7 protein-coding genes and 2 pseudogenes are annotated in these 8106 nt (G+C 48.4%); 3 read left to right on the top strand and 6 right to left on the bottom strand.

The window, feature by feature from the left end; genetic code table 11:
• Nucleotides 1–258: 258 nt before the first annotated feature.
• Nucleotides 259–1230 (bottom strand): ParB/RepB/Spo0J family plasmid partition protein, encoded by a 972-nt coding sequence (locus tag IAE27_RS28760; RefSeq protein ID WP_200093352.1) that lies wholly within the window; start codon nt 1228–1230, stop codon nt 259–261.
• On the bottom strand, nt 1230–2396 hold the full coding sequence (gene sopA / locus IAE27_RS28755; protein ID WP_200093350.1) for a plasmid-partitioning protein SopA: 1167 nt from the start codon (nt 2394–2396) through the stop codon (nt 1230–1232). The genes IAE27_RS28760 and sopA overlap by 1 nt, the downstream gene beginning before the upstream one ends.
• Nucleotides 2397–2839: 443 nt before the next feature.
• On the opposite strand from sopA, the pseudogene IAE27_RS28750 reads away from it, so the two are divergent.
• Nucleotides 2840–3517, top strand: a pseudogene (locus IAE27_RS28750) (transposase); the annotation flags it as partial.
• A 162-nt stretch (nt 3518–3679) separates the two neighbouring features.
• Here IAE27_RS28750 and IAE27_RS28745 read toward each other — a convergent pair.
• Nucleotides 3680–4194 (bottom strand): annotated as a pseudogene (locus IAE27_RS28745) (tyrosine-type recombinase/integrase); the annotation flags it as partial.
• A gap of 40 nt (nt 4195–4234) precedes the next feature.
• The gene (locus IAE27_RS28740; RefSeq protein WP_200093348.1) at nt 4235–5398 is read right to left on the bottom strand and encodes an MFS transporter; all 1164 of its coding nucleotides are present in this window, start codon (nt 5396–5398) and stop codon (nt 4235–4237) included.
• Between the two features lie 61 nt (nt 5399–5459).
• On the opposite strand from IAE27_RS28740, the gene IAE27_RS28735 reads away from it, so the two are divergent.
• Complete coding sequence (locus tag IAE27_RS28735; RefSeq protein ID WP_200093346.1) at nt 5460–5942, top strand: Lrp/AsnC family transcriptional regulator; 483 nt, start codon at nt 5460–5462, stop codon at nt 5940–5942.
• Nucleotides 5943–6028: 86 nt separating this feature from the next.
• Here IAE27_RS28735 and IAE27_RS28730 read toward each other — a convergent pair whose 3' ends face one another.
• Nucleotides 6029–6724, bottom strand: coding sequence for an IS6 family transposase (locus IAE27_RS28730; RefSeq protein ID WP_200093344.1), 696 nt, complete (start codon nt 6722–6724; stop codon nt 6029–6031).
• Between the two features lie 95 nt (nt 6725–6819).
• Here IAE27_RS28730 and IAE27_RS28725 point away from each other — a divergent pair, with 95 nt between their 5' ends.
• The gene (locus tag IAE27_RS28725; RefSeq protein WP_200093342.1) at nt 6820–7416 is read left to right on the top strand and encodes a glutathione S-transferase family protein; all 597 of its coding nucleotides are present in this window, start codon (nt 6820–6822) and stop codon (nt 7414–7416) included.
• A 135-nt stretch (nt 7417–7551) separates the two neighbouring features.
• Here IAE27_RS28725 and IAE27_RS28720 read toward each other — a convergent pair.
• Nucleotides 7552–8106: DUF2913 family protein (locus tag IAE27_RS28720; protein ID WP_200093340.1), on the bottom strand; the 555-nt coding region annotated here is incomplete at its 5' end.

The raw sequence follows: 8106 nt of genomic DNA, 5'->3' as shown, positions 1-8106 counted from the left end.
GCTGGCTGACCGGCGGAGAATGCATGGACTAAGTGGGACCACGGTCCCAGCTGGCTGATCGGCGGAGAGTACATTGACTAAATGGGACCACGGTCCCAGCTGGCTGACCGGCGGAGAGTGAATGGACTAAGTGGGACCACGGTCAAAGATAGCTGATGGAGAATAATTAGAGGAAAATATGGAAAGGGTAACCAACAAATAAAAAGGGTAATTATGGTGAAGAATTTCTGAAGTTAAAATCCTTCACCGCTCGGTATATTATAGGGCTGTAGCTCCCAGCTCTTTCAAAATGGCTTCAATTCTTTCAATACATTCTGCAGGCAAGCGCGTTCTGTCGAGGTTCAATATGACTTTATCACCCTTGTAGAGCACAGATGCACCTGGTGCGTATTGATGCCGCGAGCTGAGATTAGATCTGACCACTGGGGTATTTTTCAGAACAGCGTTCAACAGAGAAATGACTTCATCGGCTTCAAAAATCACTCCCGCTTTCTTTTGACCATGTAAGTCAGCAGCTTGTTTTATCAGTAACTCTTCTTTATCGGCAAAAGCTTTAAAAAGGGCTTCACCAGCCCGGGCTGACAGTTCTCCAGGATGAGAGAAGAGGGCGACAACCGATTTGGGCAGTCTGGATGTATTGATACAGCGACTGATAATCTTGCGCGAGATGTTTTCGGCATCGGCAAGTGCAGTGATATTGCCGGAAAATTCATTCTGCAGCCGATTTGCATAGCGATGGCCACGTTCATAAGCACTGGTTGGTCGATAGTCATTACCTAGCCGTGACAACGCGACCATTTGCTCTTCATCAAGGTCACCTACCAGGATCCGATAGTCACTGGATGTCAGGATGGCAGCTTTGCGGCGGCGGCTGCCATCCGCAATCTCAATAACACCTGAAACACGGCGCCCGAAAGCAGGTGTTTGCTGGCCTGCCAGTAAGAAAGAAGGGATCAGGTCGTCCAGAGCGTCTTCTGTCAGAAGCTCCTGATCACGTTCATTACCTGACCAGACTCGGGAGTTTTCTTCAACCGAGCTACCTGGGATGACTTCGAGTGTAAATTTGACCTCTCGCCCACATACAGGCAGGGCAATTGCATTACCCCGGGCCATTGCCCCAACACGGGCAATCAACGAATCAACCATTGGCGCGGCCGGAGCAGGGGGCGTTGACACTTCCGCAGGTGCAGTACTCGCAGTATGTTTTGGAATAATGGGTGCGCGTTTCATTATCTAATCTCCCAACGTGGTTTAATCAGGCGATCAAAAATTTCGTTGCAAACAGGCTCCCAGATAGACAGTGCATTACGCCAGGCTCCTGTGGAAGAACGCTGATCGATAGCCTGTTCGAAAACCGTTCTCATACGGATCTGACCTTTACCGACTTCATCTGTTTCGCGGACAACATTTTTCAAAACCATACTTCCCCAGGCATCTCGGATCTGCTCTTCCATCCAGGGAGACTGCGAACCATTGTTGTTAGAGTACTTAGTTAACAGGATGCGGACATCCGGCTCAAATCCTTTTAGATCAACGTTCTTCAACAAGTCTCGCAGCATGTCAAAAAACTGAAGAGCGGAGGTGTAATCGAATAATTCAGCAGGTGTCGGAACTATCAGTACGTCGGCGGCACAAACCACATTGATCGTACCTATACCCAGGTTGGGTGCGCTGTCGATCACGATGACATCATAGTCGTGAGCCACTGTTTCAATGGCTAAACGTAGCATCAGATGCGGATCGGTTGGCAGTTTTCCTTCATCAAACTTTCCCATCAACTCGGTTTCAATCCGATGTAATGCCAGGCAGGATGGAATGATATCGAGACCTGGCCAGCAGGTAGATTTTACCGCATAGCTGGCATCATCTTTTTCGCCAAGATAGAAGGGGAGTAATGTGTCTTCAGCATGAATATGGAGATCGGGTACCCATCCGTGATACATCGATGCTGTTCCCTGGGGGTCGTTGCCTTCAACAAGCAAAATACGTAACCCTTTCAGAGCAAGATCCTGAGCAAGGTGAACAGAAACCGACGTTTTATAAACGCCACCTTTGTGAGCAGCTACACCGATAACCGGTGGGAAGGCATCTTCTGAACGCCGCAGACGGGTACCAAAAACATCCCGCATGTGGTTGATTTGTTCGATGGTATAGCCGACACGTTGTTCAACTCTGCCGCGGGTTTCAAGATCGGGATGTGGCAGACGGCCAGCTTTCTCTGCATCCCTGATAGCCTGAGATGATACCCCAACTAAATCAGCGGCTTCACCTATCCTCCAGCGGCGGGTAATTTTGCGTGCCTCAGGGCTGTCATCATTGAACTGGGCAATCGCGATTGCTTTTGTCATTTCATGGCCAGCGGTTATGCACTGGTTAAGCGTATCCATTAATCCCATTGAGCATCCTTTAATCATTACTTTGCATAATTTTATTAAATCTTGGAATTTAATGCAAAGCAACAATAAAAACGCAAAGCGAACATAAACATGCAAAGTTGCTCACAAAACAGGCAATTATCAATCCGGGTTAGATGAGATCTCACGGATACTGCATACCGCAGTCAATGATGGCTACTGCCGCTCGCCGCAGAACGCTTTCTCACAGAGCGAGAAAGCGTTGAGGAAGCGGAAAAGAGCTGATCTTACTGGAAGCACTGACGCGCTGATGCCAATTTCGCACACCAAATCTTTCATGTTGTGAATATTCACTGTGGTATGCAATATATTGTCTGGGGTATGGAATTTCATTATTCAGAGCGATCAGCACATGCCGATGTAGATCACATACTACAGTCAAGATTCGATCTGGTAGGGGGATAGTGCAAGATCATGACGATCAAGGAAAGTGGAAAAAAATCAGCTTCCGGAAGGACGCCATGCGCACCCGCTGGATGTGGAATATCCGCCAGTTGCTCCTGAGCGTCTGGCATAAAGGCATTGCGCTGCCGCTTTCGCTGACACACATCACCACCGAATCGCAGTGGCGCAGCCTGATACTGACCGCCGGCGGCGATTACTGGCATGTGTACATGTCAAAAAAGACGGCCGGGGGCAAAAACACCGTGAAATACCTGGGCCGCTATCTGAAAAAGCCGCTGATTGCGGGCTCCCGGCTCGCGCACTATGCCGGCGGTGCCACGCTGAGCTTCCGCTACCACGACCACAACACCGGTGAGCAGGCGACGGAAACGCTGACGCAGCGTGAAATCGTGGCGCGGCTGAAACAGCACATCCCGGAGAAGTTCTTCCGGATGGTGCGGTATTTTGGTTTTCTGGCCAACCGGGTGTGTGGAGAAAAACTGCCACAGGTTTATGCCGCGCTGGGGATGGAAAAACCGGAGCCGGTGCCGAAGGTCAGCCACGCGCAGATGAGTAAGCAGTTCCTGCGGCGTGACCCGTTCGAATGCGTGCTGTGCGGCGGGCGAATGGTGTACCGCCGCGCGGTGACGGGGCTGAATGTGCAGGGGCTGAAAATCCACGCGCGGGAGATAAGTCTGATGAGGTACATCCCGGCCTGACGCAGGGAAGATCCGCCCAGAGCACTCTGATAGCCTTAAAAACGACCACAAAGAGCGCAAATCATCACCAGCCAGTGCATCGCCGACGCCCTCACGGACACATAAATCAAAAATGATTAAATTGAAACCACTTCCTTCCGGCGCAGAAATGGTTTCAATTTCCTATACGTGAACCCGGTGTCGTGCCGCCACATCGCGCGCAAACACCTTCGTATAGATCTCCGTGGAGCTAATCGATTTGTGGCCCATCAGGCTCTGCAAAACCTTCAGTGGTATGCCGGCGTACAGCATGTGCATCGCGTAGGAGTGACGGAACGTATGGGGGTCACAGGTACTGAGAACGTCACCCCGTCGGCCGCTGCGGCCTCCACCGCTTCGCTAAGCCAGGTGCGCACGGTACGGTCTGTGATCTCCCAGATACGCGCCTTCTCCATTTTGCCGGTGCGCTTGTTTCGTCTTTCCAGCGGAATTTTTAGGGTTGCCACCATCATTTGCAGCTGGCTGACGTAGTGGTGATCGGAAAGCGGGACCAGGCGATGAGCTTGACTACCGGCCGGCACTCGACCTGCTGTTCTGGCCGCTTTCTCGGTGCGCTGCTTGAGCGTGGCCAGCTGCACGAACGGATACGGCGGCGCCAGCGCCCCCCACCCCCACCGGGTCAGCGCCAGCGCTTCATTATTACCAATAAATTGGCGTCATTATCATAAAACGCAGGAATTATTTATTTGCATAGATATTGAAAAAAGTACCAGCAGACACCAACAAAGCCGCAAATGTAGATACACCAATGAAACCGAATTCATTAAAAATGGGAGTCATAATAACTGGCCCAGCAAAAACAGCAAGATAAGTAGTGGCTGTACTTAACCCCATTAGTACTCCTTGATCTGTATTAGAACTTTGGTTTAGCTCAACAATCAAAGCATTTAAGGCTATTTGATTCAGCAGCCCCCATATAAATGATGCCAAGAGTATTGCTACAAAGGTCGAAGGCCACATGACCCAACTACTATAGCTAAACACAATACCAAGCAGTATTAATGTAATATATTTCATAGAGATTTTAGGAGAAATGATGCTTATGATTACTCCAGCCAATCCAAATCCCAGCCCATATGTCATAACTAAATATCCAACCTCTTGACTAGAAAAATCAAACCTTTGTTTCATTCCCTCCCCAAAAAAGGAAAATGCGCCGTAGAATGCAGTCATATAAATAAATATAATTATTAAGATTGGTATTACATGCGGTAAATAAATTGCCTTAGCTATAGAGCATCTTTTGGAAGAGTTTTGTTCTGCGTCTTGGAGGGAGACTACTAAACTAATACCTGTAATAACAGACAATATAGCTAAGATGAAATAAACGTATCTCCATCCAAAACATTCTGTTATAAAAGCTGCCAACGGCACTATGAGTACAAGCGATAATGCCCACCCTGTCATTACCATTGCCATGCGAGATGCTTGACGTCCTTCTGGAGCCGTTTTAGAAGCAGTCGCATAGGCCCCTGGAAGTAAAATCCCTGTTGAAATTCCTGATAATGCTTGAGAGGAACATAACCACCACCAACTGTGCGATAAACCACTCAGCACACTTGCTGCTGCCAACAAAAGAGCGGCAGCCCCCATTAACAAGCCTATTGAAATGCGATCCACCAATTTCGCCAGTATCAATGAGGAAAGAGCTGTTAGCGCACCAAATACAGATATGGCCCATGCTATATGATACGGCTCGGTTCCCAAGTCATGAGCTACGTCTGACAGGATTGGACTCAGGACAAATGAATTTGCTCCAATGAGTGAGACTGCAGCAAGAAGCACAGGCACCAACAGAGAACCGAATATTCTTTGGTGTTTTCTTCCAATAAATGTTTTCATATTCTTAAAATAGCATGTAAGTTTGTTATTTTTCTTGGTTATTTCTTAAAATGGTGAAAAAATGAAAGCCATTCGGAAGAATGCTAATAGTCCTCTCGTATTAGATGATGTTGACCGAAAAATATTAAGACTGTTGGCGATACAGGCAGACCGCTCCTACTCAGATTTATCTGAACTTGTGCATCTGTCTCCACCTGCAATACACGAACGAATCAAACGTATGCGTCTTAAAGGGGTAATTCTCTCTACTGTTGCTAAGCTAGATGGTGGAAAAATTGGTTGCCCATTACTGGCCTTCATTCATGTGAAGACGGGAGGATTGCCTATGACAGAGCCCATTTTAGCCTTGCAAGAATTAGCTGACGTAGAGGAGATACATACCGCGGCAGGTGATACAAGCTTGATCCTTAAAGTTCGTTGTGCTGACTCCAAAGGATTGGAGAAGCTGCTTTCACGCATACAGGAGATCAGTGGAGTGAGATCTACATATTGCTATGTAACTCTCAGCACTTATTTAGAAAGGGGACCAATGCCTGAAAAATGACGATGTTGGGATCAGTTTGGAGATCGGAAAAAATGGTTCTGTCGCGTTAGTGACATAAAGTTGGCAAAAGTTGCGTTGACGGTTATTCAGGTAGCCAGCACGTAGAATTGTTCGGCGGGTGGCATTCCGTCACCTGCCGGATGCTGATATTGCCCTTTTCTTATCATGTGGAGCAGTTCAATCCCGGCCAGTATCGTCTGCGCCCGGCGAAACGATTTGAATCCCGGCATCAGACGTATCCGTCGTTTGATATTACGGTGACCCTGCTCAATCAGGTTATTCAGATATTTGTTTTGCCTGATGGTGATGACTTCTTCTTCTGATTTGTTGGCGTTGACTGTGGCCAGTGCCGCAGTACTGGCACCACTTTTATCGATGGTCACTACTTCAGGTTCGCCATGCCGGCGAATGGCTTTGCAGAAGAAGCGCAGGGCCGCTGCGGTATCCCGTTTAGCCGTCAGCAAAAAGTCGATGGTCTGGCCGTCGGTATCCACTGCCCGGTACAGATATTTCCACTGACCTTTGACTTTAATGTAGGTTTCATCCATTCGCCAGCGGCACCCCACGGCGCGCTTATGTCGGCGAAAGGCCTTATCCAGCAGAGGTACCAGCCGTATAACCCAGCGGTGAAGTGTGGAATGATCAACGACAATGTCGCGCTCAGCCATCATTTCCTCCAGATTACGCAGGCTGAGTGAGTAAGCCAGATACCAGCGAACACACTGAGCAATAATATCAACAGGATAGTGCAGACTTTTGAAGGCTTTTCGGATCAGCTGCATAGTCAGGTAACATAGCAAAAAAACAGTATGTTATCTGACGACATCTTAATGCGACAGAGCCCCTCCCCCCCTAGACTGTACAAAGGAGTATTGATTTGAAGGTCTATACCTACCCTAGAAGCAGATCACTGAGAGTGATTTGGGCACTTGAAGAAATTGGAGCAACTTACGAGACTATTAAAGTTGATCTATTTAGTCCAACTTCTGAAGCGAAATCACCGCATCCTTTTGGAAAAGTTCCTTTTTTGACTGACGGGGATATATCCATCACAGAAACTTTGGCCATATGTATTTACCTGTGCGAAAAACATCAAAACACCACTCTTTATCCCGCAACCCCAAAAGAAAAAGCCTTCGTTAACTCGTGGTTGAGTTTTAGCCTCACCGATTTAGAAGCACCAGTTTGGAGCCTACTGAAACACATCACCTTTACACCAGAGGATCAGCGGTCCACAGAATTAACAAAGTACCTCAGAAACGAAGCGGGCAAAGTTATCTCCCAGATTCGCTTTAACCCGACTCATACCTGGATCGCGGGTAACAATTTTACTCTGGCAGACATTTTTCTATCTCACTCCTTGTTTTGGGCAAAATTATGTGGATTAGAAATTGACACGGAAACTGACAGCTACATAGTTAGAGCTATGAGCCGACCAGCATTCGTAAAAGCTCTGGAAGTGAATAACTTTTAATTATTTTTGTAATTTTAGCGAGACACATTCGCTGCTGTCAAAAGTGCTAATGTCCGCTTTGCCACTTAGCTGGCGGTCATCAGCCTGTCACACAGGGATTTGGATATGCCTCAATGGTATGTACAAAACCGACCGCTAATCCCCCTTTTCTGACACTTCCTGTCCGGCCATCAACGAAAACTGGTGGGGCAGGGATGCATCGGATTCAGGCTCTGCCTGCCAGCCACAACGATTAAACAGCGTCATAATCGCCGCAGTGTTCCCTGTCAGACGCGCAGTCAGGGGATTTATCTGTTGGCCATTGTCGTCAAAAGCGGTATCGAGGTTTGTCCGTAAGAGATAGGCGCCGTTCATGCCTGGATTAAGGGCCACAGCATATCGTCCGGACCACTCTCTGTCGCTCAGTACCCGGTAATGCCAGCCCATGTCTTTCGCGGTTTCCAGCGCATACGTCAGCCGGAACATGTCGTTCTGCTCAGTCAGCTCGCCGGTACAGGAGCGCCAGACATAGTCCAGTTTGCTGACCAGCTTTGCTCTCACGCCCAGCTGACGCCCCTGTTTCAGTAACCACTCAATGTCCCGGGTGACATCGCGCGAAAATCGTCGTTGCTTAAGCGCGGTGGCCAGCCATCGGGTGAGAAAGAGATTTTCCTGTGCCGGCGAGAGAACGCCACTATCCTGTCTGGCCAG

Source organism: Klebsiella sp. S69 (assembly GCF_016516145.1).
Taxonomy (GTDB): Bacteria; Pseudomonadota; Gammaproteobacteria; order Enterobacterales; family Enterobacteriaceae; genus Klebsiella; species Klebsiella oxytoca.
Note: the sequence above shows the minus strand (reverse complement) of the source record. Positions and strands in the feature narration are given on the sequence as shown.

Bases quoted from the DNA above. Each gene is read 5' to 3' on its own strand.
- IAE27_RS28760 (WP_200093352.1), bottom strand. From the start codon at position 1,230: ATGAAACGCGCACCCATTATTCCAAAACATACTGCGAGTACTGCACCT.
- sopA (WP_200093350.1), bottom strand. From the start codon at position 2,396: ATGGGATTAATGGATACGCTTAACCAGTGCATAACCGCTGGCCATGAA.
- IAE27_RS28740 (WP_200093348.1), bottom strand. From the start codon at position 5,398: ATGAAAACATTTATTGGAAGAAAACACCAAAGAATATTCGGTTCTCTG.
- IAE27_RS28735 (WP_200093346.1), top strand. From the start codon at position 5,460: ATGAAAGCCATTCGGAAGAATGCTAATAGTCCTCTCGTATTAGATGAT.
- IAE27_RS28730 (WP_200093344.1), bottom strand. From the start codon at position 6,724: ATGCAGCTGATCCGAAAAGCCTTCAAAAGTCTGCACTATCCTGTTGAT.